Below are 26,180 nucleotides of genomic sequence, written 5' to 3' on the forward strand. Positions count from 1 at the left end.
GGAACCTGGAGCCGTGCATGCGATTCGCCACCTATGAACACCGACACCAGCGCCGGGTCGCCGTCGTGGAGAAGGACGGCACCCTCCACCCCGTTCCCGGAGCGCGCTCGCTCACGGAGCTGATCAGCAGCGGCGACGGACTCGACGCGCTCCTGCGCGCCGGCGCCGCCACGCTGGACGTCCCTCCGGGCCCCCACGTGTCCGAGGTGCGGCTGCTGCCACCGCTCCAGCCGCCCACCGTGCGGGACTTCGTCACCTTCGAGGAGCACGTCGAGGGTGTACGGCGGGCCGTGGACGGCGTCACCGGGGTGCCCGAGCAGTGGTACGCAGCCCCGACCTTCTACTTCACCAATCCCTACGCGGTCGTCGGTCCGTACGACTTCATCCCCGTACCCCCGGGATCGAGCGTTCTGGACTTCGAACTGGAGGTCGCCGCAGTCATCGGGCGCGAAGGTCACGACCTCACCCCCGAACAGGCCCGCGACCACATCCTCGGCTACACGATCTTCAACGACTGGTCGGCCCGGGACCTGCAGTCCGCCGAGATGAAGGTCGGTCTCGGCCCCTGCAAGGGGAAGGACACCGCCACCACGCTCGGACCGTACCTGGTCACCGCCGACGAGCTGGAGCCCTTCCGCGACCCGGACGGCTTCCTGCGTCTGGCCCTGACCGCCGAGGTCAACGGCGAGGTCGTCGGCAAGGACCTGCTGTCCAACATGAGCTGGACCTTCGAGGAGATGGTCGCCTACGCCTCCCGTGGCACCCGCGTCGTTCCCGGTGACGTCCTCGGCTCCGGCACCTGCGGCAATGGCGGCTGCCTGGCAGAGCTGTGGGGCCTGCGTGGCGAGCAGACGCCACCCCCGCTGAATCCGGGCGACGTCGTCACCCTCACGGTGGAGGGCATCGGCACCGTCTCCAACACCGTCGTGCCCGGTCCCGAACCTGTCGCCCTGCCGGTCGGCAGGCGCCGCTCGCGGGAGCGGCCGTGAGCGAACTCCACAGCAAGCGGCTGCTCGGCAAGGTCGTCGTCGTCACCGGAGCGGCCCGCGGCCAGGGGGCGGCCGAGGCCGATGCCCTCACGAGGGAAGGCGCGCGTGTCATCGCCACCGATGTGACAGGAGCCCCCGGCTGCCGTCGGCTCGACGTCACAAGCGACAAGGAATGGGCCGAACTCGCCGCCGAACTGAAGGAGGCGTACGGCCAGGTTCACGGCCTGGTCAACAACGCGGGCATCACCTGGCGCGCCCGTCTCGGCGACGTGCGCACCGACGACTTCCACCGCGTCCACGCCGTCAACGTCACCGGCCCGCTGCTCGGCATCCAGCACCTCGCCCCGCTGATGCCACGCGGCTCCTCCATCGTCAACGTCGGTTCCTCCGCCGCTCTCACCGGCCACTATCCGGTCGCCTACACGGCCAGCAAGTGGGCCTTGCGGGGACTGTCGAAGACCGCGGCGCTCGAACTCGGGCCCCGGGGCATCCGGGTCAACACCATCCACCCCGGATACATCGAGACCGAGATGACCGCCTCCGCCGCGCCCGCCTTCCGTGAGGCGAACATCCGCGAGACGCCCCTGGGGCGGACCGGCACGGTCGGCGAGGTCACTCCCCTGGTCGTCTTCCTGCTGTCCGACGACTCGTCCTTCATCACCGGCGCCGAGATCGCCGTCGACGGTGGGCTCACCGCGCACGGCGGCGTCAAGTCCGTCTCGGACGCGCTGCGAGCGGAGGGCCCGTGAAACGGCCGGACCGGAAAGCGGCTCCGGCTCCCGACTCGTCGTCAGCGACGGCTGGCCGACCGCTCGGCCGGCCGTCCCCACTGAAAGGAACAGGCAACACCGTGGACAAGGTCATCGCCGGCGCCGCCGAGGCGGTCGGCGACATTCCTGACGGCGCTTCGCTCGCCGTCGGGGGATTCGGCCTCTCCGGCATCCCCGGCGTCCTCATCGAGGCCCTCCATGCGCAGGGCACGTCGGGACTGCGGGTCGTCTCCAACAACTGCGGGGTCGATGGGCGGGGGCTGGGCGTGCTGCTCGCTTCCGGTCGCATCAGCCGGGTCACCAGCTCGTACGTGGGTGAGAACAAGGAGTTCGCCCGCCAGTACCTGAGCGGGGAACTGGAGGTGGAACTGACGCCCCAGGGCACCCTCGCCGAACGCCTGCGAGCCGGCGGGGCCGGGATTCCCGCCTTCTACACCCCGGCAGGTGTGGGAACCCAGGTCGCACGCGGCGGACTGCCCTGGCGGTACGCCCCCGACGGCTCCGTCGCCGTCGCCTCCCCACCCAAGGAGATCCGCGAGTTCGGCGGCCGCGCGTACGTTCTGGAGCACGGCATCACCACCGACTTCGCCCTCGTACGGGCTTGGCGTGGCGACCGCCACGGCAACCTGGTCTTCCGGCGCGCCGCCGCCAACTTCAACCCGCTCGCCGCGATGGCCGGCCGCGTCACCGTCGCCGAGGTCGAGGAACTGGTCGAACCCGGCGAACTCGCCCCCGACATGGTCCACCTGCCCGGTGTCTTCGTACAGCGGATCGTGGAGTTGACGCCGGCGCAAGCCGCCGACAAGCACATCGAGAAGAGGACGGTACGTTCCTGATGCCCTGGACCCGCGACCAGATGGCCGCCCGCGCCGCCGCCGAACTCACCGCCGGCAGTTACGTCAACCTCGGCATCGGCCTGCCCACCCTGATCCCCGACCACCTGCCGCCCGGTGTGCACGTCGTGCTGCACTCCGAGAACGGCATACTCGGCACCGGCCCGTACCCGAGCGAGGACGAGGTCGACCCCGACCTGATCAACGCCGGCAAGGAAACCGTCACCGTGCTGCCGGGCGCCTCCTTCTTCGACTCGGCTCTGTCCTTCGGCATGATCCGCGGCGGCCACATCGACACCGCGGTGTTGGGCGCCATGCAGGTGTCGGAACGCGGCGACCTCGCCAACTGGATGATCCCCGGCAAGATGGTCAAGGGCATGGGCGGCGCCATGGACCTCGTCCACGGCGCCCGCCGCGTCATCGTCCTCATGGAACACACCGCCAAGGACGGCACCCCGAAGATCCTCAAGGAGTGCACCCTCCCCCTCACCGGCGAGGCCTGCGTCCACCGCGTCATCACCGACCTCGGCGTCCTCGACATCACCGATACCGGCCTCGCCCTCGTCGAAACCGCGCCCGGCGTCACCGTGGACCACGTCGCAGCGCGCACCGGTGCCCCCTTGCGCCTCGACAGCCTGTCGGCTGCTTGTTGACGACGAACGAGCCGCCGAATCCGGTGAACTCCCGCCCCACCAGACCCGCGCGGGACTCGCCTGCCCGCGCGACATCATCGCCGAACGCGGCTGGCCACCACTGATCTGGACCCACCCGGACGGCTACGAGTTCTGCCCGAAGGTGTAGTGCACCGTCGCCTGGGCCGCGCTGCCGAGTTCAGCCGACGTGAGCCATGGGCACATGACATCGACCTTGTCCTACCGCCAAGTCGATCGGCCAAGCGGTCCTCCGTATCGCCCGGTCGCCGACCGGAGTGCTCGCCGCCACGCTGGGCGGCTCCTCCCCCACCAGTCGAGGAGCACGGCGCTCATGCCGCCGTGGCCGTAACCAGGAGGGCTTTGGTGGGTGAGGGGCCACGTCGGCACTCGCCAATGTTCTCCGTCAGCTGCCACAACCGGGCGCCCTCGGCTGCCTGTTCATCGAGAGGCACCGGCACATCAGCACCGAGGGCCAGGGCCTCAGCTACGTGCTGGTGGTCTGTGTCTCGCGTGCGGCCTCCTCCCTCGTGTCCCGGGCCGCCGCGACGGAGTCGTCCCGGCGGCCCGGGGAGCTGATGGTCAGCATGTGCTTTCCGGCACCCCGTCAGTCTTGGATGAGGGCCAACTGCTTCCGGATTTCGCGGGGGTTGGTGTCGCCTGCGACCTTCTGCAGCAGCGGGGTGTGGTCGAAGATGAAGTCGCGGACGGGCCGCAGTGGTGCCGGTGTGTGGTGGAAGACCTTGCCGAGCATCCATGCCTGCTGGACCTGCCGGGCGGTGTGGGGCTTGCGCGGGTCCTCGTAGCTTTGCAGCGCACGCTGCAGGGCGGTGAGGTCGGTGAGGTCGACGCCCCGCAGGGCCCGGCCGAGGAAGTAGCCGTCCTCGATGGACATGCCCGCACCGTAGGCGGCGTAGGGCGAGGTCGGGTGTGCGGCGTCGCCCACGAGGGTGGCCCGTCCCTGGGACCACTGCTTCAGGCGGGGCCGGTCGCGCAGCACCCAGCGTTGGACGTCATCCGGCTCTGTCCGGGCGATCAGCCCGGGAAGGGGCGCGGGGAACTCCGCGCCCAGTACGGTGGCTGCGGCCTTGAGGTCGGACGGTGCCGGGGCGTCGGGGTCGGCGGCGGTGAGTACCCACCACTGGAAGCCGTCGCGGCCCTTGTGCCGGATCGATGTCCAGCTTCCCTGCACCGTCCTGCTGTGCGTCACCACGCACATGTTCGGCTCGGTGCCGGGGACGTCGGTGAAGGTGAATCCGCCGAAGATGTGCAGCCGGTGCTCGCGCTTGGGGGCGTCGCCCCACAGGGTGCGCCGCACCAGCGAGTCGATGCCGTCGGCGCCGACCAGGAGGTCGTGCTCGGCCGCGGTGCCGTCGGCGAAGTGCAGGGTGACCGCGTGGTCGCCCTGCTCGATGTGCGTCACGTGCTGGTTGAACCGGAGGGTGTCCGGCGGGATGGCGGCGAGCATCCGCTCGTACAGTTCGGGCCGCAGCAGTCCGATGAACCCGCCGCCGTAGGCACGCTTGGTCTCCGGGTCCTGCCTGACGTGTACGCGCACATGGCCGCGGAGGTTGCGGAACTCGGTGTCCGTGGGGGAGCCGAGGTCTTCGGTGTCCACTCCGAGTGCACGCAGCGCCTTCAGGGGCGGCGGCCACAGGTTGAGGATGTTGCCGGCCGGCCGCGCCTCGCGGTAGCGCTCATACAGGGTGACCTCGTGGCCGGCCTGGGCTATGGACAGGGCCGCGGCCATACCGGCCGGACCGGCGCCGAGGACGGCGACACTGCCGCCGGAGTTGTTCGGCACGGGCATGGAGCACCTCGCGTCATCGGGAGGAAAACAGTAGCGGGCGCTACTGTTAGCCGCAGACTGTAGTGTGGACTACGGTTCAGTCAAGACCTGTGCACGCACCAGGGGAACGAGAGGCTGAGATCATGGGCGAGGCCCGAGCAGCACGGGTGGCCGACCTGGAGATCCGGCCACCCAAGCAGCGGCGCAGCCGCGAGGCGTGGAACCGGGTGCTCGATGCCGGAGTGTCGATCCTGGAGGACGGCGGGCACGAGGCGTTCACCATCGCCGCCGTGTGCGAGCGGGCCGGCGTCGCGCCGCCGGCGATCTATGCCCGCACCACCAGCAAGGACGCCCTCTTCCTCGCCGTCTACGAGCACGGCATGCAGCGCCTGCGCGCGGAGCAGCAGGTCTTCGCCGACGACAGCCGATGGGCAGACCTGTCCGCGGCCGAACTCGTCCGCGGTGCGGTGGCCGAAACGATCGGCATGTTCCTGCGCCATGAACGGTTCCTGCGGGCCGTCGTCCTGACCTCGGCGTCACATCCCGAGATCCGGCACCGTGGTTCCCGCTACAGCCAGGAGCTCGGGAACGGATTCGCCAAGGTGGTCGTTCGCGCGGCGGACGCCATCACACTCCCCGACGTCGATACCGCGGTGCACTCCTGCTTCAGCACCGTCTTCGCCGCCTCGGTCATCCGTGTCGCCTACGGTCCGGGATTCGCCAGGCCGGTACCTGTCGAGGACGACGCGTTCACCGCCGATCTGGCGGAGACAGCGGTGCGCTACCTGCTGTCTGCCTGACGGCATTCGGCCCGAACCTCTCATCTGCGGCACCGCTGTCTCCCAGCGTCACCACAGAGTGGCGGGATCGGCGCGCTGGCACGCCCGACCGAGGCACCCGGTTCAGAAACTTTCCCATGCCGTTGTCAAGCCGCTGCGGCAGCCGCAGGAGCCCCTTGGCAGCACGCTCCGTCGCGGGTCGGTCTGCGTGGTACCGGGGCGCCGCGGTACGACGGCCAACGGCTTGATCAGGCGAGGGTTGCGTTCAGGGCCTGGGCGAGAAGCGAGCGGAGGGCCTTTTCGGTGACCGGTCGTGGGTTGGCGTAGGGCTGGGCCTGTGCCTGGGCGATGATCTCGTCGATGTCGCGCTCCCCCAGGCCGAGTTCGGCCAGTGAGCGTGGAACGCCAAGGCCGGCGAATGCGTGCGCGAGGTGTTTCGGTACGTCGTCCGTGGCCAGCGCGCGGCGCAGGGCCCGATCGGCGGCTGGTGCGGCGGGGAGGTTGAAGGCGGCGACGTAGGGGAGCAGGACCGTGTGGGTGGCGGCGTGGGGCAGGTCGAAGGTGCCGCCGAGGATGTGGCAGAGCTTGTGGTGCAGGGACATGGTGGTGGCTCCCAGGCACGCCCCGCACAGCCACGCCCCGCGCAGCGCGTCGGTGCGGGCCGCCGTGTCGCCGGGGTCGGCGGCGATGAGCGGCAGGGACGCGGCCAGTGAGCGCACCCCTTCCTCGGCCATCAGGGACACGATCGGCGAGGCGTCGGGCGCGTACAGGGCCTCCACGGCGTGAGCGATGGCGTTGAAGCCGCTGGTCACCGACACGTCCACGGGGAGGCCGACGGTGAGTTCGGGGTCGTAGACCACGCTGCGAGGCAGGGCCGCCCGGTCGCGGCCTGTGCGCTTGCGCCCGTTCTCGGTGAGCCCCCAGACGGCTGTCATCTCGGAGCCGGCGTAGGTGGTGGGCACGCTGATCACGGGCAGGCCGGAGGTCAGGGCGATCGCCTTGCCCAGGCCGATGGTGGACCCGCCGCCGATGGCCAGGCAACCGTCCGCGCCGGCCTCGCGGGCGGCCGCGCGAGCCGCTTCGGCGACTGTGACCGGCACGTGCATCCTGGCTTCGGTGAAGAGACCCGCGCATGCGTCGCCCAGCACGGTGGCCGCGTGCTCGGCGAGAGAGCGCTGACCGCGCGTGGACAGCACCAGCAGTCGGCGCAGGCCCAAACGGTCTGCTTCTTGGGGCAGTTGGCGCAGACTGCCGGGACCGAAGACCACCCGCATGGGCAGCGCCTCGTAGGTGAAGGTCATCGCGTCGCCTTCGCCTCCTGCGCCAGCACGATGTCGAACCCGGCGTGGGTGAAGGGCGTGGTCACGCCGAAGCGCTCGGCGTCCTGCTCGTCATGGGACTCGGTGAAGTCGGTGATCAGGCCCCGCTTGACCGCGAAGACGGCGTCCGAGTCGACGTAGGGGCTGCCCGCGACGAACGCGTGCGTGGTGACCGGCCGGTGACGCTCGGCGTCGGCGATGAAGTGGATGTGGGCGGGCCGGTAGGGGTGCCTGCCGGTGGCTTCGAGGAGGCGGCCTACGGGGCCGTCGGTCGGGATCGGGTAGTGGGAGGGGACGACGGTGCGGAACCAGTAGCGGCCGTCCTCGTCCGTACGGAAGAGGCCGCGCCCGTTTCCCGGAGGCTGCACGTCGGGCTGCTGCACGTCGTAGAAGCCGTCCTGCGAGCACTGCCACACGTCGAGTTCCGCGCCTTGAAGCGGCGTTCCGTCGGCGGCGAGCACCCGGCCGGAGACCACGCAGGGACGGCCGGTGCCGAGGAGGTCGATGGAGTCCCCGAGTTCGCGGCGGGGGGATTCGGTCATGTGGAAGGGGCCGAGGACGGTGCTCTCGGTTCCTTCCTCGGCACCGTTGATCGTCTCGACGAGCATGGAGACGCCCAGGATGTCGGAGAGCAGGACGAACTCCTGGCGGGTGTCGTCGCACGTGTGGCCGACCGCGGTGAGGAATCCGATCGCGGCCTCCCACTCCTGGATCGTGGGTTCGATGTCCCGGACGAAGTCGTGGAGGTGGCGGGTCAGGCTCTCCATGACCTGCCGCAGCCGCTGGTCCTTGGTCTCCCGGAAGCTCTCCACCACCGCGTCGGTGGCTGTCTCGACGGTGAAGTCCACTGGTGGTCCTAACCTTTCGGGGTGCCCTGATGGGTGAGATGGTCGGTGAACCAGTCGCCGGTGAGCGCGTCGCGTTCCGCCGCGTGGTTGTAGAGGGTGTGCTCGCCGTCGGGCCAGACGCGGACGGTGGCGGCGGCGGGATCGGCGGCACGCAGGAAGGGCTCCTGGTCCTCGTAGCGGGCCAGGGGGTCCTGGCCGCCGTGCAGCAGGAGCAGCGGGCAGGTGATGCGGTGCTTGTCCGGGTCGAAGCGCAGGGCGTTCATGACCTCGGTCACCCGGCAGAGGTCGTCGGTGCCGACCACGGCGGCCATCTGCTCGCGGGCGGTGCGGAATTCCGGGACCGTGGGAGCGGCCGGGGCGCCGTTGACGACCACCGCGCCGACGCGCGGGTCGGCGGCGGCCAGGTGGGCGGCGAACAGGCCGCCGAAGCTGATGCCCTGCACTCCGATCGCGCCGCCGAGACGGGGATCGGCCTCGACCAGGTCGATGAAGCGGGCGAAGCCGTCGGTGACGCGTTCATCGACGTACAGTCCGTGGCGCAGCCGCGACTCTCCCTGCCCGGGGCCCTCCGCGAGCAGACAGGCCAGGCCGCGTGCGGTGTACGCGTCGGCGACGGGCAGGTACGCGGCGCCCCAGCCGCTGAGCCCGCCCCAGACGATGACGGTGGCCCGGGGCGTGGCGGCCTCCGGCATACACAGCCAGCCACCGAGGACGCTGTCGCGGTGAGTGATCTCCACGCGCTCCACGCCGGGTGCGAGAGCGGCGGTCGCGGCGGTGTGCCGGGCGTACAGATCCCGTTTCTCCGCGGTGTCGGTCTGGTGCGCCATCTGCGCGAACATCCAGGCCGCGGAGGCGTAGCGGTACGCCTGCCGGGCGGTCGTGCGGTGTCCCGCCCCCTCCGACACGCGGGCCCGTTCCAGCTGCGTCTGTGCGAGGGCCGCGGCGGCGTCCTGCCACGGCGTCCCGGCCGCGGTGTCGGCGAGCAGGCGGCGGGCGTCGGCCGGGTCCATGCCGCAGTCGGTGAGCCGGGTGAAGGGCATGGCCCGGTGCTGGGCCGCCACCAGCGGCGGCAGGTCAGCTGTTCCGGGGGTCGCGGGCGTCATACGACCGCCTTGGCCGTGCCGGACAGCGCGTCGTCCAGGTCGTCCACGAGCCCGCCGAGGTCCGTACTGTCGGCCGCCGTGCCGAACAGCACGAAGTCGGGGCGTGCCAGGTAGGCGACCGCGCCGAGCCGCTGGAGGTACTCCCGGTGCCGCCCGTCGAGGTCGCGGGCCGTGTCGAGGGCGACCACGGCGCAGCCCAGGCGCTCCAGCACGGCGAGGCGCTCCGGGCCGAGGGCGGTGGTCGGGTCCTCGGCGGCCACCAGGGTGAAGCCATAGCCGGTGAGGTCGTCGAGGCGGCCGGTGCGGCCGTCGGCCAGACGGATGCGGCCCTGCGGGGTGAGGGTGCCGACCGGTGTGCCGGCTTCCTTGCGCAGCACACCGCCGCTCAGCGGCGGGAACGGGGGCGGCGGGGGCACCTTGCCCGCGAAGAACGCGGCGTCCCTGGCCGCCGCAGCCTCGACGTCGTGGGTGTTGGCGACCTTGCCGAGGCCGATCGCCATGTGGGTGAGGGCGGTGACGTGTGGGCGGCGCTCGCTCTCGTAGGTGTCCAGCAGAGCCTCGGGCGCCGACCCTCCGAGGACGAGGTGGAGTTTCCAGGCGAGGTTGGTGGCGTCGCGGATGCCGCTGCACGCGCCCTGGCCGAGGTAGGGGGGCATGGTGTGGGCGGCGTCGCCGGCCAGGAAGACCCTGCCGGTGCGCCAGCGGGTGGCGATGCGGGCCTCGAAGCCGTAAACGAGCTGGCGGGTGATCCGTACATCGTCCGGGCCCAGGTCGTGGTACTCCCGCAGCAGCCGCCAGGCCGTCTCCGGCGCGGTCATCTCCTCGCGGGTCTCGCCCGGCAGCAGGGCGAACTCGAAGCGCTGCCGGGTCGTGCCGATGTTGATCGTCATGTGCCCGCGCGCAGGGTCGCAGTACTGGGTGCCGTAGGCGAACTCCGGTGGCTGCGGGCGCAGCCACTCGGTGTCGATGTTGACCCAGCTCTCGTTGAAGCCGAAGTCCTCTCGCTCGACCCCGAGCATCTCCCGCACCCCGCTGCGGCTGCCGTCGGCGGCTATCACATAGCGGGCCCGGACCTCGTCGTCCGGACCGTCCGCACAGATCGTCTCGGTGTTCCAGCCGCACAGGCGCAGGGTGACGCCGTCGTCGTCCTGGTCGAGGCCGGTGACCGCCCAGCCCTGGCGGACGTCGACCGTGCCGTAACCGCGCAACTGCTTGTCGATCGCCTGCTCCACGTCCGGCTGGTACATGGACATGTGGTCCGGATATCCCATCGGGCCGTCAGGGTTCGCCGGGATGCGCACCAGCGTCTCTCCCTTTCCGTTGACCCACAGGTACTCGCACAGGGACGAGTCGCGCAGTGCGTCGTCGACATCGCCCGCCGCCTGGACGGTGCGTGCGGTCTCGTCGTCGATGTGGGTGAGCCGGGGCAGGCCGTACAGGGCCGGCCAGCGCTCGCACACCACCACCCGGTTGCCGAGCCGGCCGAGCAGAGAGGCCGCGGCGAGTCCGGTCGGACCGTAGCCGACGACCGCGATGTCGTAGTGCGGTGCCATCGGACACCTCCAGAGACAGCCCCGCGCCGTTGCGAGGGGTCGTGGTGGGAAGGGAGAGGGGTGCGGTTCGACCGTGCGGTGCACGCCGCAGCTTCGTGTGAATTCAGATTCACACTCGATAGTGAAGCGAGATTCACATGCCGGCAACGTGGACGTCAAGAGCCCGGTCGATAAACTGCGCAGATGACCGAGTCCCCCACCCGCAGGCCTGCCGCCCTCCGGGAAGGCAGTCGCCGTTCGCAGCAGGACCTCATGCGGGCCGGGTACGCGCTGCTCGAAGAGGGCGGAGTGGACGCGCTGACCGTGGCCGCGGTCGCGGAGCGGGCCGGTATGGCGGTCGGCAGCATCTACCGCCGGTTCGGAGACAAGGAAGGACTTCTGCTGGCCATCCAGCACGCCTTCACCGAGAACCTCCAGGCCGAGATCACCCGGCGCATGTCCCCGGAGCGGTTGCGCCTCCTGCGCGATCCGGCCGTGGCGATCGCCGAGGCGGTCGGAGCGATCACCGACGTCTTCCAGGCCTACAAGTCTCTGCTGCGCGTCTTTCTGCTGCTCGGCACCCGTCATGAAGCGGTACGGGCGGAAGGCTCGCGCATCAGCGTCGAGGGCAACCGCAACTTCGCCGAGGCTCTGCGTCACATCCCCGTCGCGCACCCGGATCCCGAGGCCGCGCTGGACTTCGCCTTCCGCCTGGTCTATGCGACGATCGCGCACCGCATCACGCAGGGCGAGTTTCTGGAGTCCGACCGCCCGCTGCCCTGGGGCGAGTTGCGCAGCCACCTCCAGACGGCGGTCATCTCCTACCTCCTCGGCACCCCGGACGGCCGCTGACCGCCTGGCTCGCCGTTGCGCACAAGTGCGCACACAGGGCTTGACGCGACGCGAGTGGTTGTGAGCTCACGCTCACCCTATGTGTGAGTACTGACTCACACAGAGGTTCGCTTCTCTTCGCTTCCCGCGCCCTCGTGCCGACAGCTCAGTCCTCTTCCACCTCCGGAGCTCCGTCGTGGTCCGAGCAACTCGAAGGAGGGTTGTCGATGCATGCGACCCTGCCGCTGCCCACCTCCGACGTCGGCCTGTTCGCCGACGACGTGCTGCGGGACCGTATCCCGCGCTCCGCCAGCTCCGGGAAGCAGGCCCCGCTGTACGGCTGACCGCATACGACGCCTGGGGCCTTCCCCGCTGCGCCGCTGCGACCAGGTCCGCGCGGCTCTGGCCGACCACGAACGGTTCTCGTCGGCGCGAGGTGTGGGTACGAGGACCAAGTTCAACGCCCGGCGAAGGGCACCGTGCTGGCCGGCGTCCCGCCGGAGCACACCCGGGCGTGGTCGCGGTGCGCGAGCCGGGAGGAGGCGGACGAGAAGAGCACCATGCTGCCCGGGCCGGCCTCGCGCGTCAGCCGGTCCGCGGCGCGCCCGGCCCGGACCGCACTCGACCGGTTCGGCGTCACGAGTGCGGTCCCGTAGGTCGCTCACGAGCTCGCTGCGGCACTCCGTCCCGGCTACTGCGTCGCGAGCCTTGGGAATTCTCCGGCCCGCGGGTCAAGGAGCCATCAGGTGAGTTCGATCCCGGTTCCGACCGCCACCGACTCATAGCCGGTGGCGAAGTCCCGTACACCCGCCTTGAGCAGGCCGTCTACCAGGGAGTTCCCGACCTCGCTGAGACCGGCGTCGTGGATCGACAGAGCGCGCCGGGGTTTGATCTCGCGGACGTAGTCGACGACTTCGCCGGTCTTGGACCACGGCCCGTGGACCGGCACCAGGAGCGTGTCCACCGGGCGGGTGGGCACGGTGAACGCGTCGCCCGGGTGGAAGACAGTGCCGCCCGTTTCCGTGTTCCCCACCAGGAAGCCGACGTTGGTGACCTGAGGGAAGTCCGGGTGGGTCGGGGCGTGCAGTTCCCCGTGCACCTCGACGCCGATGCCCCCGATGTCGAAGGCGTCTCCGTCACCGACCACGGTGACCCGGCCGGCGCCGAGCCCGTCGAGCCGGTCCGCCACCGAACGGTCGGCCCGGATCCGCAGGGCGGGCTCGGCCTCGGCCGCCGCGCGCAGCACGGGCTCGGCGAAATGGTCCTCGTGTTCGTGCGTCACGAGCACCGCGTCGGCACCCTCCAGTGCCCGGGGGTCGGAGAAGACACCGGGATCGATGACGATGACCACGCCGTCCCGCTCCAGCCGGATACAGGCGTGTCCGCACCTGATGAGTCGCATCTGGCCGCTCACTTTCGCAGTTCGTTGTCGGGAACCCACGTGCCGTGAAAGCCGTAGCGCAGCCGGAAGGGGATCTTCACGGTGGCGATGGGGCCGGCGGCGATGTCGAGGGCGTCGAGGATGACCAGGTCGTGCCGGTTCTGGTCGCGGCGGCCGACAAGCGACAGCAGGTAGCCCTCGCCTTCGGCGGCGTCTGCCGACTTCGGCACGAACACCGGCTCCTCGGGCGCGGCGTGCTCGCCGGGCGCCCAGTGCGTCGTCTCACCGGTGTCGTTGTCGCGGTGGATGAGGGAGTTGAACGGCGGGCCCATCGGGCCGACCTCGCACTTCGGCTCGTCGGGATGCATACCGCCGATCCACCCGTGCCGGTGCTTCTCCATCAGCACACGGGGGTCCACGCGGGGCATGTCACCGGGCGAGGCGATGAGCTTTTCGCTGCGGTAGGTGTTCTTGGCGTCGTCCCAGTGAGCGGCGCCCTGGGTGAGGTCGAACGTCCAGCGGTGCAGGAACGGCGGCTGCTCGGGCAGTAGGCCGACGGTCGTCTTCGGGAACTGGGAGAACCAGCCGGACTTGGTGACGAAGTGGTCGGCGACCAGAGTGTCGCCGTGGGTCCACGCATTAAGGGAGTGCGTCTCCATGAGCTGCTCGCTGCGGAACCACTTGATGCCGCTCACGCCCTGCTCACGGGGGATAATCGCGACGTAGGTCTCCCGGTTCGGGTCCCAGACGAAGTACTGCTCCTCCCTCTTCAGCTGCTCAGGATCGGCGACCATGGGCGAGATCGTGAAGACCAAGTGGTCCCGGGTGACCAGCCAGTCGTGCACCATCGACGAGTACGGCACCTCGAAGGTCTGGGAGCGGGTGACCTTGCCGGAGGCCGAGATCTCGTAGATGTGGATCTGCTTGTCCGGCAGCCCGCTGGCGTTGTACGCGAAGGCGATCAGTTCGCCCGTGCGCGGATCGTGCTTGGGGTGTGCGGTGAAGGTACGTCCGGTGATCTGGCCGGAGAAGTCGTGGACGCCCTTCGTCTCCAGGGTCAGCGGGTCCAACTCGTACGGGAGCGCCGCTTCCTTGAGCGCGAGCAGCTTGCCGGCGTGCCAGATGATCGACGTGTTGGCGTTGCCGTCGTCGACGCCGGCCACGGACGGGTCGTCGGTGTAGGGGTTGCGGTACGCCCCGAACAGGGCCCGGCGAGCCTGGTGTTCGAGCTCGAAGCGCCGGGTACGGACGTACTTGGTCTTCAGATCGGCGTGGCCGTTCTCGAACCGAACCATGTGGATCATGCCGTCGCCGTTGATGTACACGTCATTGGCGAACCGCGGCGGGTACCGGGTGTCCGCGGCGGCACGGTAGAAGGCGCCGGACAGCTCGGGCGGGATGCGGCCCTCGACCTCCAGGTCGTGGACATCCGCCTCGATCCGCGACGGAGCGAAGAACCCCCCGAATTTCGGCGTGTCCGGGAACTGCATGGTCTCCGGAGGCGGTTGGGTGCCCACGGGCTGTTGTCCGGGCGTTCCGCCGGGCTGCGTCGTTGCAGTGGCCATGGCTCTCTTCCCTGTGACAAGGTCTGAATCAAGCGAAGAATGTGATGGATGATCCTGAGCATCGGCGCTCCACTGCGAGCTCAGGCATCGCGGAATCGGGTGGAAGCGCTGGTGGATATGAGCTCAGCAGCTCGTCTTGCCCATGATGTCTCGGTCACGCCTTCAGCGTCCAACACTCAATCACGCACGAAATGATCGGAGATTGCGATGGATCTGCGGCAGATGGAGTACGCGGTGGCCATCGCCGACGAGCTCAACTTCACCCGTGCCGCAGCGCGCTGCCGCATCGGGCAGTCCGGGCTCAGCCACCAGATCACCCAGCTCGAAAGGGAGGTCGGGACCATACTGTTCGAACGGACGAGCCGCAGCGTCCGGCTGACCCAGGCCGGACAGACCTTCGTGGCCTGCGCACGGCGGGTGCTCACGGCAGTGCAGGAGATGCACGCAGACATCGCCGCGCTGGACGGACTCGTGCGAGGACGGCTGCGCATCGGCTCGGTGGCGCTCACGGCCGGCGACATCGACCAGCTCGGCCTGTTGCGGGAGTACCAGGAGGCCTACCCCGCGGTCGAGGTCATCCTCTCCGACGCCGACGGGGTGGAGGCCGCCGCCCAGCTCCTGACCGGCGAACTCGAGGTCGCCGTGATCGCCCTGCACGAGCACCAGTTGCCCCAGGGCATCGCGTACCACCTGCTCCGCCTGGTGCCTCTCGTGGCCGTGGTGGGCCGTCGGCACCGGCTGCGTGGGACCGGCGTCACGGATCTCGGCAAGCTGGCCGACGAGCGCTTCCTCGAATGCGGCCCGGACACGGGACTTCGCGCGCAGGTGGACGCCGCGTTCGACCGCGCGCGGGCCCGCCGCAGGGGTGTCTGCGCGTTGCGGAACGCGGGAGATCTCACCTCGCTGGCGATCGAGGGCATCGGGGTGACCGTGGTACCCCGCCCGGTGGCCGACGCCATCGTCCCCGCCGACCACGCCGACTGCGTCCTGCGCCTCGACGATCCCCAGGCACTCCAGCCACTGGCCCTCGTGCACCGCGACCCCGCCCCGGCCTCCCCCGCGGCCCAGGCCTTCCTGCGGCTCGCACTCGCCCTCCTGCCCGGAGGAGGCAGCACCTGACCCGAAGGACACGCCGAGAACAGCACGTCCAGATCCAGGCGGCGCCGCCGGCGGCCCTCCGCCGACGTTCGGAGCCGGGCGAGCCCCCTCTCATGGCCACGACGGACAGGGCGGACGGGGCGGACGGGCATCCAGGACGTAGCGGCATCCGACACATCGATGATCCACATCTGTGATCTCCATCGGACAGGGCCTAGGCAGCACCTGCCCGCTGGCCCATAGTCGTCTCCACCCGGCGCCGGAGCCGCTCCCCCTCACCGATGTCGGGTCGGCGCAGGCGCCGGACCTCTCCGCCGCCTGCGCGACCGCCCGGCAGCCGTACGGCGCCCCACGCTCCGCTGCCCCTGCCACGCGGCCCGCACGTGCGTGGGCCGCGCGCCACCGGAGACCTTCTCTCCCGACACGCCACGTGGAGTTCTCGCATGCCTACCTCGTGCCCTCGCCCCCGTCCCTGTCGGCAGCGGCCGGTGACGACCCGCCATCCGAACGGACCGTGTCCGGTCCCGGCCACCGGCTTCGCCTCACGCTGCTGATGGCCGGCGCCTGTCTGCTCAGACCGAAGTCGATGGGCAGCCAGATCTGCGGGCTGCGGCCGGCCTCAGCTCGGCGTCCGGGTCGTAGCCGTAGATCCATCCGTTGGCGACGAGGGGGTCCTCCTGGGCGTAGAGCGCGTCGCGTTCACGCTGCTCGGGTCCGTCGTCGAGATGGTTGATGTGCGACCGGCCGTGGCTGACCGTCTGGAGACGGGTGGTGCGAGGGATGCGCAGCACTTCGTAGCGCCGCAGCGCGGCGGTCGGGTTGCCCATGCCGTCCGCGAGGCACCGGGCCAGGACGGCGGCGTCCTCGATCGCCTGGGCGGCGCCCTGCGCGAAGAACGGGAACATGGGGTGGGCGGCGTCACCCAACAGCGTGGCCCCGCCGACCGTCCACCGAGGCAGGGGCGCCCGGTCCAGCAGGGCCCATCGGCCGGGTGTTCCGGAGGCACGGATGAGGTCGACGAGACGGGGGTCCCAGCCGTCGAACTCGGTGAGGAACTCCCCGACGGTGGCCGTGGCGGTCCAGGACTCCACGGTGTAGTCCCTGGCCGGCGCGAAGGCGACGACGTTGACGAGCCGCCCACCGGAGACGGGGTAGTGGACCAGGTGACGGCCTGGGCCGATCCACAGAGTCTGGGCGGCTCGGCGGGCGAAGTCCGGTGCCTGGTCGGCGGGGACGAGCGCGCGGTAGGCGCAGATGCCGGAGTAGGTCGCGGGTGAGGTTCCGAAGAGGCAGCCCCGTACGACGGAGTGGACACCGTCGGCACCGATCACGATGTCGGCCTCGGCTCTGGTGCCGTCGGCGAAGTCGATCTCAAGGGCGTCGCCGCGGGGTGAGACGCCGACGCACTTGCGTCCGAGTTCGATGCTCGTGGCCGATACCCGGGACTGGATCGCTGCCAGCAGGTCGGCGCGGTGGACGGTGTAGGTCTGCTCGCCGTAGAGCCGCTCGCAGGAGGCGGCGAGGTCTTCGGCGGACAGGACCGTCCCGTCCTGCCAGCGCCGGAACTCCCAGCCCACGACGAGCTGCACAGCACCCTTGCGCAACTCGTCGAGGACGCCGAGCTTGCGCAACTGGCGTGCGGCGTTGGGTGCTACGACCAGGCCGGCGCCCACTTCTCCCAGCCGGGGTGCCTGTTCGTAGACCGTGCTGGACAGACCTTCCCGGTGCAGGAATGCGGCCGCGGCGAGGCCGCCTATGCCGCCTCCCAGGATCGCGATCCTCGGTCGGGTCTCGTGCGTTGTCATGAGGAAGCCCCTCTGGTTTCATCGCCCGTCTCATGGCTTCACGGTCGGCGGGACGGTGTGGGTGGTGGCATTCCGGCGCCGTGCGGCATCCGGCGCGCTCATGGTGCCCAGAACCGTGAGGTCGGGGGCATCATGAGTCATTGAACGAACATGCCGGTCCTGCCGATCGACGGGAGGGGAGGTGACGGCTCCATGCCCCGAACGAGCGAACCCGGGCGAAGCGTGAGCTCCCGCCTGCTCGACCTGCTGTTCTCCTTCGAGGCCGGGCAGAGCGAGCTGAGTCTGGCCGAGCTCGGACGAAAGACAGGTCTGCCGCACCCCACCGCTCGCCGACTGGTGCGGGAGCTCACCGCCGCCGGCGCGCTGGAACAGCGGGAGAACGGCCGGTTCGTCGTCGGCCTGCGGCTGTGGCAGCTGGGCACTCTGGCGCCACTGACCGAGTCGCTGCGCACGATGGCGCAGCCGTACATGGAAGACCTCTACAGCGCCCTGCATCAGCATGTGCAGCTCGCCGTCCTCGAAGGCAGGGAAGCCGTCGTCATCGAGCGGCTGTCGGCGCCGCAGGCGCTCGACCTCGTCTCCGGGGTCGGCGGTCGGCTGCCGCTGCACTGCTCGGGAGTGGGCAAGATCCTTCTCGGCCACGGTGGCACCGAGCTGATGAACGAGGTGCTGGGAGGCCCGTTGCAGCGGTTCACGTCGCGTACGGTCACCGATCCGGAGGCGATTCGCCGTGAGCTCGCCGAGTGCCGGCGCACGGGCAGTTCGCTGGTGCGTGGTGAGCTGACCGAGGGTGCGGATTCGATCGCGACGCGGGTCATGGACCACGAGGGCCGGGTGGTCGCCGCGCTCTCCGTCGTCGTCCGCAGCAGCTCCGTGCAGACGCAAGCCGTCCTCCCTTCAGTGATCACGAGCGGTCTGGCGATCTCGCGGAGGCTCGGCTGGCAGCCCGGGATCAAAGTCCGCCAGGGCTGACCCTCCACCAGATGTACCGGATGTTCATTGAACGAACGGGCGCATTGTCCCGCCGCATGTGACTTCGGATACTCCCCGCGGAACCCGTGGAGCAGCCGTGCACTCGGGACCCCGAGCCGCGGAGGAGAAACCCTGATGTCCACCACCGAAGCAGCTCCCGCCGAGCCGTCAAAAGCCACGACCTCCGACCTGCTCATCGCCGGCAAGTCCGTGCCGGCACAGGACGGCCGGTACGTCGAGACGCATGAGGCTCTCACCGGGCAGCCGATCGCTCGCGTGGCCGCGGCAACCGTCGCTGACGTGAACACTGCTGTCGACGCCGCCGCGGCCGCGCTGCCGGCCTGGGCCGAGCTTCCCCCTGCCCGCCGTCGAGCCGTGCTGGCGTGCGCGGCGGAGCTCTTCGGCGAGCGTGCCGAGGAGCTCGCCGCGACCATGGGCCGTGAGATGGGTGCCACCCGGCCGTGGTGCGGCTTCAACGTCCATGTCGCACAGGGCATGCTCACCGAGGCCGCCGCCCAGGCGTACTCCGCGGTGGGTGAGGTGATCCCCTCCGACGTGCCGGGCCTCACCGCGCTCGGCGTACGCCAGCCGGCCGGTGTCGTGATCGGTGTCGCCCCCTGGAACGCGCCGCTGATCCTCGGCGTCCGCGCCATCGCGATGCCGCTGATCTACGGCAACACCGTTGTCCTGAAGGCCTCCGAGCAGACGCCGCTCACCCAGGCCGCCATCGTGCGGATCCTCCACGACGCCGGCGCCCCCGACGGCGTGGTCAATCTCGTCAGCAACGACCCCGCGGATGCCCCCGAAATAGTGGAGGCTCTCATCGCCCATCCGGCCAGCACACGCGTGAACTTCACCGGTTCCACCAAGGTGGGGCGCGTGATCGGCGAGCTCGGAGGGCGCCACCTCACCCGCGTGGTTCTCGAACTCGGCGGCAAGGCCCCGCTGCTCGTGCTGGACGACGCGGACCTGGAGGCGGCCGCGGCGGCAGCCGGCTTCGGCGCGTTCATGAACCAGGGCGAGATCTGCATGTCCACTGAGCGGGTCATCGTCGAGCGGTCCGTCGCCGACGAGCTGAGCACCCTGCTGGCCGAGCGCGCCGCCCAACTCGTGGTGGGTCCGCCCGACGACGACACCTCGCAGATCGGCCCCCTCGTACATGCCGGGGCACGCGACCATGTGGTCGCCCTGATCGAGGACGCCGTCGCGCACGGCGCCCAGGTACTCACGGGCGGGACCTCTGACGGTCTCTACGTCCGGCCGACCGTGCTGCGCGGTGTCACGTCGCAGATGAGGATCTACCACGAGGAGACCTTCGGACCGGTCGTCTCGATCATCGAGGTGGCCGACGACGAGGAAGCCGTCGCGACCGCCAACGACACCGAATACGGCCTGTCCGCGAGCGTCTTCGGCCGAGACGGTGGACGGGCACTCGCAGTCGCCCGCCGTATCCGCTCCGGCATCTGCCACATCAACGGCGCTACCGTCCACGACGAGCCGCAGATGCCGTTCGGCGGTGTCGGCGCGAGTGGCTGGGGACGGTTCGGCTCACGTGCGGCGCTGGAGGAGTTCACGGAGCTGCGCTGGGTCACCCTCCAGTCCGGCGAGCGCCACTACCCGATCTGAGCGCCGCCCGTTCTCCCGCCCCTCGACCTGACCGCTCGCAAGGAGAAGCACACCATGACCACCGAGGGCAGCACTGTTTCGGGCTCCTCACCTCAGACCGTGCGCGACGCCGTCTTCGACGTGCTGCGCCGCCTCGGGATGACGACCGTCTTCGCCAACCCGGGTTCGACCGAGATTCCGTTCCTCACCGGCCTGCCCGACGACATCGCATTCCGACTGGCACTCCACGAGGGCTCCGTGGTCGGTACGGCCGCCGGATGGGCGATCGCCACCGGCCGCCCGGCCTTCGTGAACCTCCACACCACCGCCGGCCTCGCCAACGCCGCCGGAGCTCTCGCCACGGCACGGACCAACCGGGCACCACTCGTCGTCGTGGCCGGACAGCAGGACCGGCGCCATCTCGCGTACGACCCCTTCCTCGCCGGACGGCTCGAAAGCCTCATCGGAGACTATCCCGTGTGGACCGGCAACCCCCTGCGCGCACAGGACGTACCGGCCGCGATCGCCCGAGCGCACCACGAGGCGATCACAGGCGCGGGGCCCGCCATCGTCGTGGTCCCCATGGACGACTGGGTTCAGCCCGCCGAAAGCCGCCGCGGCGCCGCGCCGCTCGACCTGCGCCGTGGCGCGGCCACACTGGGCGCCGAACTCGACGACCTGGCACAGCGGATCGACGGCTCCCGCAACCCAGCGCTGGTCGTCGGCGCGGCCGCCGACGATGCCGCGAGCTGGGCCGCCCTGACGGCTCTGGCGGAACGGCTCTCAGCGCCCGTCTGGCAGGAGCCGTTCGGGGCACGGGCAGGTTTTCCGCAGGACCATCCATCCTTCGCCGGACACCTTCCGCCCGGCCGATCGGGCGTACGGACGGCACTGGCCGAGCACGATCTGCTCCTCGTCCTCGGCGCACCCGTGCTGCGCCAGTACCCCTGCGAACCCGGCGACCTGGTACCCGAAGGCGCGACAGTCGTCCAGGTCACGCCGTACGCCGACGAGACGCACCACAGCATCGCCGATCTCGCTCTGGTCGCCGATGTGTCCAGGACGTGCCGTGCGCTCGTCGAGCGGATCGGAGCCCGGACCGGCGCGCCTGCTGCCTTCCGTGTCCCGGCGGACCCTCTGCCGGAGCCGACCGGTGGAGAGCCGATGCGTCCAGGCCACGTGTTCGACCTGCTCTCCGCGGGCCTGCCGGCCGACACGATCCTCGTCGAGGAGTCGCCGTCGAGCCGTCCCGAGCTGCACCGGCGTGTGCCCGCACGTGCTCCGCTCGGTTTCGTCAGCGCCGCCGCCGGCGGACTGGGCTTCGGCCTGCCGGCCGCGATCGGGCTCAAGTCGGGTGCCCCCGAGCGGCCGGTGGTGGCGGTGCTGGGCGACGGCTCCTCGATGTACGGCATCCAGGGCCTGTGGAGTGCGGCCCATTACGAGATCGGCGTGCTCTTCCTGGTGCTGTCCAACGGCGGCTACGCCATCATGGACCGGCTTGCGGAGCAGTCCGGTCAGGGCAAACCGCCATGGCCTTCCTTCACCGAGGTGCGGATCTCCGACATCGCCGCCGGTCTGGGCTGCCCGGCCCTGCGAGTCGACTCCTACGAGCAGCTCGCATCCACCCTCCCGGAGATCCTCCAGGGCCTCGCCACGAGAACGACACCGCTGGTCCTCGACATCGCCGTGGCCGCCGACCTCACCTACGGATAGGCCGGATCGGCGCCCCACACACGGCATCACCGGCAACGCCGAGAGCGCGCCGGTGATGCCGTGCGCCCGCCATCGACACGGTGCGACGGGCAGCCTCAGCAGGGCGGCGGTGGCGCCGAGACGCGTGGCGCGCGCTGTGCGTGGGGGGAACCGCATGGCCTCATGATGACGCGCGTAGACGATGACATGCCAATGACAAGTCCGAGGATTTTGCGGGCACGTCCGTGAAGTTTTCCGGGAGTCAACCGGAGTTCACGGACGGCCCGTCCTCCTTCACACGACGACGCTCCGTCAGGCGTCCTCGGGCAGGGCGAAACTGCCGTAGGTGGGGCGCCCCTCCCGCTCGTACGTCTGGATCGAGACGCCCTTGCCGGTGATCCGGCCTCCCGCGTGGCGGAAGGCCGTCGGCACGGCTCCCTCCCGGAACAGCCGGAGGCCGGAGCCGAGCGCCACCGGGAAGGTCAGCAGGTGCAGGGTGTCGAGGAGGCCGAGGTCGATCAGGGAACCGACCAGCGCGCCGCTGCCGTGCACCTGGAGTTCGCCGTCGGTGCGCTCCTTGAGGGCGGTGACCTCATCGGCGAGGTCGCCGCCGATGACCGTGGTACCGGACCACTCGGGATCGGTGAGGGTCGTGGAGGCGACGTACTTCGGCAGTGTGTTCAGCTTGCCGGCGACGGGGTCGGCCGGGTCGGTCATCTTCGGCCAGTACGAGGCGAAGATGTCGTACGTGCGGCGGCCGAGGAGGAACGCGCCGACCCTGCCGAAGCTCTCGTCGACGAACTTCCCGAAGTCGTCGTCGGCGTACGGAAAGCTCCAGCCGCCGTGCTCGAAGCCGCCGCGGGTGTCCTCCTCGGGGCCACCGGGGGCCTGGTAGACGCCGTCGAGGGTGACGAAGACGGTCGAGACGAGCTTGCCCATGGCGATCGCCTGCTTCCTGGTGCGGGATCTGTTGTCATCACCTCAGACTCCGCGAGGGCCCGCAACTCATCGGTGCGGCCAGGACGAATGCTGTCAGGCGCCGAGTTCCTGGAAGCGTGCCGCCAGCCGCGTCCTGCCCTCCTCCGTCAGGGAGCCGTGGAGGCGCAGACGGGAGATGCCACCGTCCGGGTAGATGTCGATGCGGGCGTGGGTGGCCACCGCGGGCTCGGGGAGCACGAAGCGGTGGTTGGTGTCGGGCTGGAGGCGGGTGCGCGGAAGGATCTCCGTCCAGGTGCCGTCCTCGCCGTCCCGGACCGAGACAGTGGCCCAGCCCGCCGCGTTGCCCTTCAGATAGGCCGTGTCGATCTCCAGGGCACGGATCTGGGACTGCGCGGCCAGGCGGTAGCGGATCCAGTCGTTGCCCTGGTCACGGCGGCGACGGGTCTCCCAGCACTCGTGCATGACCCGGGCGCGGCCGGGCTGGATGGTGTTGGTGGCCGGTGAGTAGAAGAGATTGGAGGCGTCCTCCGCCTGGCCGCCGTTCTCCAGGGCGACCACGTCGAAGGTGCCGAGGACGTCCAGCCACGCGGGGTCCGGGACGACCTCGCCGTACACCCGCAGGCGGGCGATGCCGCCGTCGGGGTGCTGGTTGACGCGCAGGTGGGTGAAGCGCTGTTCGACGGAGACGGCGAAGCCGTTCGCCGCGTGGCCGCCGACGGGGGTGCGCGGTACGAGGGTCGTCCACTTCACGTCGGAGGCGAGGAGGTCCTCGGGCGAGGGGGTGCCCGGCACCGAGGTGGCCTCGACGGAGACCGCCTGCGGGTAGTTGCCGCGGAAGTGGGCGGTGTCGACGACGATGCCCCGGACGACGCCGGGCGCGCCCAGGCGGATCAGTGCCCAGTCGTGGTCCTCGGCGGTCGGCCAGGGGTGGTCGGCCGAGGCACCCCGGCGGCGCCGGGTCTCCCAGCCGTCCATGATCTTGCCCTTGTGCCCGAAGTGCTCCGGGTCGAACTCGGCCCGCTCCGGCAGCAGCAGGTTCTCCCGCTGGGCGAAGAACTCGTCGTTGGCGGCGATGACACCGGCGCCGAGCCTGCGGTCGGCGAGGTCGGCGTAGTGGGTGAAGGGGAGGTCGGCGGTGCGGTAGTCCGCGTACGGGTCACCGCCGCCGTACGGGTTCGCGTCGCCGGTGAAGTTCACGATCGCCGTCACGTTGATCAGGTCTGCCTCTCGGTTGTGGGCCGCCGCGGGTGCGGAGTGGATCAGGGGGTGCGGGTGAGGAGCCGTCCCTTCGGTGCGGTGAACTCGCCGTCGGCGACGATGCGTTCGCCGCGGAGCCAGGTGGACCTGACGACGCCGTACAGCGTCCTGCCCGCGTACGCCGTCACCCGGTTGCGGTGCTGGAGGGCCGCCGGGTCGACGGTGAACGTCTCGTCCGGGGCGAGCACGGCGAAGTCGGCGTCGCGGCCCGCCTCGATGGCGCCCTTGCGGTCGAGGCCGACGAGGCTCGCCGTGCGGGTCGACATCCACCGGACCACGTCCTCCAGGGTGTGGCCGCGCCGGCGGGCCTCCGTCCAGACCGCGGCGAGGCTCAGCTGGAGGCCGGAGATACCGCCCCAGGCGGTGGCGAAGTCGTCGGTCTTCAGATCGGCGGTGGACGGGGAGTGGTCGGTGACCACGCAGTCGATCGTGCCGTCGGCGAGCGCCTGCCACAGCAGGTCCTGGTTGGCGGACTCGCGGATCGGCGGGCAGCACTTGAACTCGCTCGCCCCGTCCGGGACCTCCTCGGCGGTCAGGGTGAGGTAGTGAGGGCACGTCTCCACGGTGATCCGTACGCCGTCGGCCTTGGCGGCGGCGATCAGCGGCAGCGCGTCGCTGGAGGACAGATGCAGGACGTGCACGCGGGCGTCGAGCCGTCGGGCCTGGTCGATGAGGGACGCGATGGCGCTGTCCTCGGCGCCGCGCGGGCGGGAGGCGAGGAAGTCGGCGTACCGGGGGCCGCCGCGCTGGGGGGCGGTGTCGAGGTGGTGCGGGTCCTCGGCGTGCACGATGAGCAGTCCGCCGAAGCCCGCGATCTCGGCCAGGGAGCGGGCGAGCCGCTCCTGGTCGAGGTGCGGGAACTCGTCGACGCCGGACGGGGACAGGAACGCCTTGAAGCCGAAGACGCCGGCGTCGTGCAGCGGGCGCAGGTCCTTGACGTTGTCGGGCAGCGCGCCGCCCCAGAAGCCGACGTCGATGTGCGCCTTGTCGACGGCGACCTCCTGCTTCGTACGGAGGTGGTCGACGGTCGTGGTCGGCGGCAGGGAGTTGAGGGGCATGTCGACGAGGGTGGTGATGCCACCGGCGGCCGCGGCGCGCGTCGCGGTCCAGAAGCCCTCCCAGTGGGTACGGCCCGGATCGTTGACGTGCACATGGGTGTCTACCAGCCCCGGCAGCAGGACGTCGTCGCCGAGATCCTCCAGACGGGCGCCGGGGGGCAGGTCGGCGTCGTACGGGAGGACGGCCGTGATGCGGCCGTCCGCGACCGCGACCGCGGCGGGGCGCGATCCCTCGGGCGTGATGACCCGCGTCGAGCGCAGCACCAGTTCAGCGTCGGACACCCGGACCCCTCTCGTCCTGCCGTTTTTTCTTCCGCGTCCGCCGGTTTTACTTCCACGTAACGGAATTCAACGTTCTGTTGAAGGAGTCTTCACTCCAGGTCGGGCCCCGTCAAGAGCCCCCTACCTCCACTCTGCTCCCTATCCCGCCGCCCTGGATATTTTCATTTCCCGGAATGAGAATTCCACCAGGCAGAACATAGTGACGTGCAAGCGAGCAGTCAACGAACTGCCCGGTAGGCTGCGACTTCGCCTGCCTTCGTGAAAGGACCCGCGCCGTGCCGACGTCCAGCGCCAGCACCACCGACTCCACCAAGTCGTCCTCGTCCAGCGGCGGCGTCCAGTCCCTCGAGCGCGCCTTCGATCTGCTGGAGCGGATGGCGGACGCCGGCGGCGAGGTCGGCCTCAGCGAGCTGTCCGCGAGCAGCGGGCTGCCGCTGCCCACGATCCACCGGCTGATGCGCACCCTGGTGGTGTGCGGCTATGTGCGCCAGCAGCCCAACCGGCGCTACGCCCTCGGCCCGCGTCTGATCCGCCTCGGCGAGTCGGCGTCCCGGCTGCTCGGCACCTGGGCCCGCCCCTATCTGGCGCGGCTGGTCGAGGAGACGGGCGAGACGGCGAACATGGCGCTGCTCGACGGCGACGAGATCGTGTATGTGGCGCAGGTGCCGTCCAAGCACTCCATGCGGATGTTCACCGAGGTCGGCCGCCGCGTGCTGCCCCACTCCACGGGCGTCGGCAAGGCCCTGCTCGCCGACCTGCCCGCCGACGAGGTCCGGGCCCTGCTGTCCCGTACCGGGATGCCCGCCGCGACGGAGAAGACGATCACGACACCCGACGGTTTCCTCGCCGCGCTCGCCGAGGTGCGCGACCTGGGCTACGCCGTCGACGACAACGAGCAGGAGATCGGCGTCCGCTGCCTCGCCGTCTCCGTCCCCAACTCCCCCACCGCCGCCGCGATTTCCATCTCCGGCCCGGCGGGCCGTGTCACCGAGGCGGCGACGGAACGGATCGTGCCGGTGCTGCAGCAGGTGGCGGCGGAGTTGTCGGAGGCGCTCGCCAACACGGGGGGTTGAGGGCCGGGCG

General features: G+C 70.5%; 22 protein-coding genes. 11 read left to right on the top strand and 11 right to left on the bottom strand.

Going from position 1 to position 26,180, the window contains the following annotated elements; translation table 11 throughout:
- Positions 1 to 17 precede the first annotated feature (17 nt).
- From M8J73_RS06040 to M8J73_RS06055, 4 genes are all read left to right on the top strand, one after another.
- The gene (locus tag M8J73_RS06040; RefSeq protein WP_055536821.1) at positions 18 to 989 is read left to right on the top strand and encodes a fumarylacetoacetate hydrolase family protein; all 972 of its coding nucleotides are present in this window, start codon (positions 18 to 20) and stop codon (positions 987 to 989) included.
- A complete protein-coding gene (locus M8J73_RS06045; RefSeq protein ID WP_055536822.1) occupies positions 986 to 1,738 on the top strand; it encodes an SDR family NAD(P)-dependent oxidoreductase in 753 nt (250 codons plus the stop codon). The genes M8J73_RS06040 and M8J73_RS06045 overlap by 4 nt, the downstream gene beginning before the upstream one ends.
- Before the next feature lie 101 nt (positions 1,739 to 1,839).
- Positions 1,840 to 2,595 carry a CoA transferase subunit A gene (locus M8J73_RS06050; RefSeq protein WP_055536823.1) on the top strand — a complete coding sequence of 252 codons (756 nt, stop codon included), beginning with the start codon at positions 1,840 to 1,842 and terminating at the stop codon, positions 2,593 to 2,595.
- Positions 2,595 to 3,245, top strand: coding sequence for a CoA transferase subunit B (locus M8J73_RS06055; protein ID WP_055536824.1), 651 nt, complete (start codon positions 2,595 to 2,597; stop codon positions 3,243 to 3,245). Before M8J73_RS06050 ends, M8J73_RS06055 begins: the two co-directional genes overlap by 1 nt.
- Before the next feature lie 604 nt (positions 3,246 to 3,849).
- Here M8J73_RS06055 and M8J73_RS06060 read toward each other — a convergent pair.
- Positions 3,850 to 5,052, bottom strand: coding sequence for an FAD-dependent oxidoreductase (locus M8J73_RS06060; RefSeq protein WP_055536825.1), 1,203 nt, complete (start codon positions 5,050 to 5,052; stop codon positions 3,850 to 3,852).
- Positions 5,053 to 5,174: 122 nt separating this feature from the next.
- Here M8J73_RS06060 and M8J73_RS06065 point away from each other — a divergent pair, with 122 nt between their 5' ends.
- Complete coding sequence (locus M8J73_RS06065) at positions 5,175 to 5,831, top strand: TetR/AcrR family transcriptional regulator (RefSeq protein WP_055536826.1); 657 nt, start codon at positions 5,175 to 5,177, stop codon at positions 5,829 to 5,831.
- Between the two features lie 227 nt (positions 5,832 to 6,058).
- On the opposite strand, the gene M8J73_RS06070 is transcribed toward M8J73_RS06065, so the two are convergent.
- Genes M8J73_RS06070 through mhpA form a run of 4 tightly spaced genes read right to left on the bottom strand, consistent with a single transcriptional unit; the run spans position 6,059 to position 10,633 of the window.
- A complete protein-coding gene (locus M8J73_RS06070; RefSeq protein WP_055536827.1) occupies positions 6,059 to 7,111 on the bottom strand; it encodes a maleylacetate reductase in 1,053 nt (350 codons plus the stop codon).
- The gene (locus tag M8J73_RS06075; RefSeq protein ID WP_055536828.1) at positions 7,108 to 7,977 is read right to left on the bottom strand and encodes a dioxygenase family protein; all 870 of its coding nucleotides are present in this window, start codon (positions 7,975 to 7,977) and stop codon (positions 7,108 to 7,110) included. Before M8J73_RS06075 ends, M8J73_RS06070 begins: the two co-directional genes overlap by 4 nt.
- Positions 7,978 to 7,985: 8 nt before the next feature.
- A complete protein-coding gene (locus tag M8J73_RS06080) occupies positions 7,986 to 9,080 on the bottom strand; it encodes an alpha/beta hydrolase family protein (RefSeq protein ID WP_055536829.1) in 1,095 nt (364 codons plus the stop codon).
- Positions 9,077 to 10,633 carry a bifunctional 3-(3-hydroxy-phenyl)propionate/3-hydroxycinnamic acid hydroxylase MhpA gene (mhpA, locus tag M8J73_RS06085; protein ID WP_055536830.1) on the bottom strand — a complete coding sequence of 519 codons (1,557 nt, stop codon included), beginning with the start codon at positions 10,631 to 10,633 and terminating at the stop codon, positions 9,077 to 9,079. Before mhpA ends, M8J73_RS06080 begins: the two co-directional genes overlap by 4 nt.
- A 183-nt stretch (positions 10,634 to 10,816) precedes the next feature.
- Here mhpA and M8J73_RS06090 point away from each other — a divergent pair, with 183 nt between their 5' ends.
- Entirely contained in the window at positions 10,817 to 11,464 is a 648-nt protein-coding gene (locus tag M8J73_RS06090; protein ID WP_055536831.1) for a TetR/AcrR family transcriptional regulator, read from the top strand.
- Between the two features lie 721 nt (positions 11,465 to 12,185).
- Here the strand turns inward: M8J73_RS06090 and M8J73_RS06095 are convergent.
- Positions 12,186 to 12,845, bottom strand: coding sequence for an MBL fold metallo-hydrolase (locus M8J73_RS06095; RefSeq protein WP_055536872.1), 660 nt, complete (start codon positions 12,843 to 12,845; stop codon positions 12,186 to 12,188).
- Between the two features lie 8 nt (positions 12,846 to 12,853).
- A complete protein-coding gene (locus tag M8J73_RS06100; protein WP_240500899.1) occupies positions 12,854 to 14,389 on the bottom strand; it encodes a carotenoid oxygenase family protein in 1,536 nt (511 codons plus the stop codon).
- Between the two features lie 207 nt (positions 14,390 to 14,596).
- Here M8J73_RS06100 and M8J73_RS06105 point away from each other — a divergent pair, with 207 nt between their 5' ends.
- The gene (locus tag M8J73_RS06105; RefSeq protein WP_055536833.1) at positions 14,597 to 15,508 is read left to right on the top strand and encodes a LysR family transcriptional regulator; all 912 of its coding nucleotides are present in this window, start codon (positions 14,597 to 14,599) and stop codon (positions 15,506 to 15,508) included.
- A gap of 551 nt (positions 15,509 to 16,059) precedes the next feature.
- On the opposite strand, the gene M8J73_RS06110 is transcribed toward M8J73_RS06105, so the two are convergent.
- The gene (locus M8J73_RS06110; protein ID WP_055536834.1) at positions 16,060 to 17,292 is read right to left on the bottom strand and encodes an FAD-dependent monooxygenase; all 1,233 of its coding nucleotides are present in this window, start codon (positions 17,290 to 17,292) and stop codon (positions 16,060 to 16,062) included.
- Between the two features lie 192 nt (positions 17,293 to 17,484).
- On the opposite strand from M8J73_RS06110, the gene M8J73_RS06115 reads away from it, so the two are divergent.
- The 3 genes from M8J73_RS06115 (at position 17,485) to mdlC (ending at position 21,582) form a co-directional block, all read left to right on the top strand.
- Positions 17,485 to 18,264, top strand: coding sequence for an IclR family transcriptional regulator (locus M8J73_RS06115; RefSeq protein ID WP_055536873.1), 780 nt, complete (start codon positions 17,485 to 17,487; stop codon positions 18,262 to 18,264).
- Between the two features lie 135 nt (positions 18,265 to 18,399).
- Entirely contained in the window at positions 18,400 to 19,890 is a 1,491-nt protein-coding gene (locus M8J73_RS06120; RefSeq protein ID WP_055536835.1) for an aldehyde dehydrogenase, read from the top strand.
- Positions 19,891 to 19,944: 54 nt separating this feature from the next.
- On the top strand, positions 19,945 to 21,582 hold the full coding sequence (mdlC, locus tag M8J73_RS06125; RefSeq protein WP_055536836.1) for a benzoylformate decarboxylase: 1,638 nt from the start codon (positions 19,945 to 19,947) through the stop codon (positions 21,580 to 21,582).
- A gap of 291 nt (positions 21,583 to 21,873) precedes the next feature.
- Here mdlC and M8J73_RS06130 read toward each other — a convergent pair whose 3' ends face one another.
- The 3 genes from M8J73_RS06130 to allB all read right to left on the bottom strand — a co-directional run bounded on the left by M8J73_RS06130 (position 21,874) and on the right by allB (position 25,097).
- Positions 21,874 to 22,500: a dihydrofolate reductase family protein gene (locus M8J73_RS06130; protein WP_055536837.1), complete on the bottom strand. Its 627-nt coding sequence runs from the start codon at positions 22,498 to 22,500 to the stop codon at positions 21,874 to 21,876.
- 93 nt (positions 22,501 to 22,593) lie between these two features.
- Positions 22,594 to 23,709, bottom strand: a complete 1,116-nt coding sequence (gene alc, locus M8J73_RS06135; RefSeq protein ID WP_055536838.1) for an allantoicase — start codon at positions 23,707 to 23,709, stop codon at positions 22,594 to 22,596.
- 50 nt (positions 23,710 to 23,759) lie between these two features.
- Positions 23,760 to 25,097: an allantoinase AllB gene (gene allB / locus M8J73_RS06140; RefSeq protein WP_055536839.1), complete on the bottom strand. Its 1,338-nt coding sequence runs from the start codon at positions 25,095 to 25,097 to the stop codon at positions 23,760 to 23,762.
- A gap of 275 nt (positions 25,098 to 25,372) precedes the next feature.
- Between allB and M8J73_RS06145 the strand changes: the two genes are divergently transcribed.
- A complete protein-coding gene (locus M8J73_RS06145; RefSeq protein ID WP_055536840.1) occupies positions 25,373 to 26,170 on the top strand; it encodes an IclR family transcriptional regulator in 798 nt (265 codons plus the stop codon).
- Positions 26,171 to 26,180: the final 10 nt, after the last annotated feature.

It is taken from the genome of Streptomyces neyagawaensis, from assembly GCF_023516595.1.
Lineage (GTDB): Bacteria > Actinomycetota > Actinomycetes > Streptomycetales > Streptomycetaceae > Streptomyces > Streptomyces neyagawaensis.

Bases quoted from the DNA above. Each gene is read 5' to 3' on its own strand.
- M8J73_RS06040 (WP_055536821.1), top strand. From the start codon at position 18: ATGCGATTCGCCACCTATGAACACCGACACCAGCGCCGGGTCGCCGTC.
- M8J73_RS06055 (WP_055536824.1), top strand. From the start codon at position 2,595: ATGCCCTGGACCCGCGACCAGATGGCCGCCCGCGCCGCCGCCGAACTC.
- M8J73_RS06060 (WP_055536825.1), bottom strand. From the start codon at position 5,052: ATGCCCGTGCCGAACAACTCCGGCGGCAGTGTCGCCGTCCTCGGCGCC.
- M8J73_RS06065 (WP_055536826.1), top strand. From the start codon at position 5,175: ATGGGCGAGGCCCGAGCAGCACGGGTGGCCGACCTGGAGATCCGGCCA.
- M8J73_RS06070 (WP_055536827.1), bottom strand. From the start codon at position 7,111: ATGACCTTCACCTACGAGGCGCTGCCCATGCGGGTGGTCTTCGGTCCC.
- M8J73_RS06080 (WP_055536829.1), bottom strand. From the start codon at position 9,080: ATGACGCCCGCGACCCCCGGAACAGCTGACCTGCCGCCGCTGGTGGCG.
- mhpA (WP_055536830.1), bottom strand. From the start codon at position 10,633: ATGGCACCGCACTACGACATCGCGGTCGTCGGCTACGGTCCGACCGGA.
- M8J73_RS06090 (WP_055536831.1), top strand. From the start codon at position 10,817: ATGACCGAGTCCCCCACCCGCAGGCCTGCCGCCCTCCGGGAAGGCAGT.
- M8J73_RS06095 (WP_055536872.1), bottom strand. From the start codon at position 12,845: ATGCGACTCATCAGGTGCGGACACGCCTGTATCCGGCTGGAGCGGGAC.
- M8J73_RS06100 (WP_240500899.1), bottom strand. From the start codon at position 14,389: ATGGCCACTGCAACGACGCAGCCCGGCGGAACGCCCGGACAACAGCCC.
- M8J73_RS06105 (WP_055536833.1), top strand. From the start codon at position 14,597: ATGGATCTGCGGCAGATGGAGTACGCGGTGGCCATCGCCGACGAGCTC.
- M8J73_RS06110 (WP_055536834.1), bottom strand. From the start codon at position 17,292: ATGACAACGCACGAGACCCGACCGAGGATCGCGATCCTGGGAGGCGGC.
- M8J73_RS06115 (WP_055536873.1), top strand. From the start codon at position 17,485: ATGCCCCGAACGAGCGAACCCGGGCGAAGCGTGAGCTCCCGCCTGCTC.
- M8J73_RS06120 (WP_055536835.1), top strand. From the start codon at position 18,400: ATGTCCACCACCGAAGCAGCTCCCGCCGAGCCGTCAAAAGCCACGACC.
- mdlC (WP_055536836.1), top strand. From the start codon at position 19,945: ATGACCACCGAGGGCAGCACTGTTTCGGGCTCCTCACCTCAGACCGTG.
- M8J73_RS06130 (WP_055536837.1), bottom strand. From the start codon at position 22,500: ATGGGCAAGCTCGTCTCGACCGTCTTCGTCACCCTCGACGGCGTCTAC.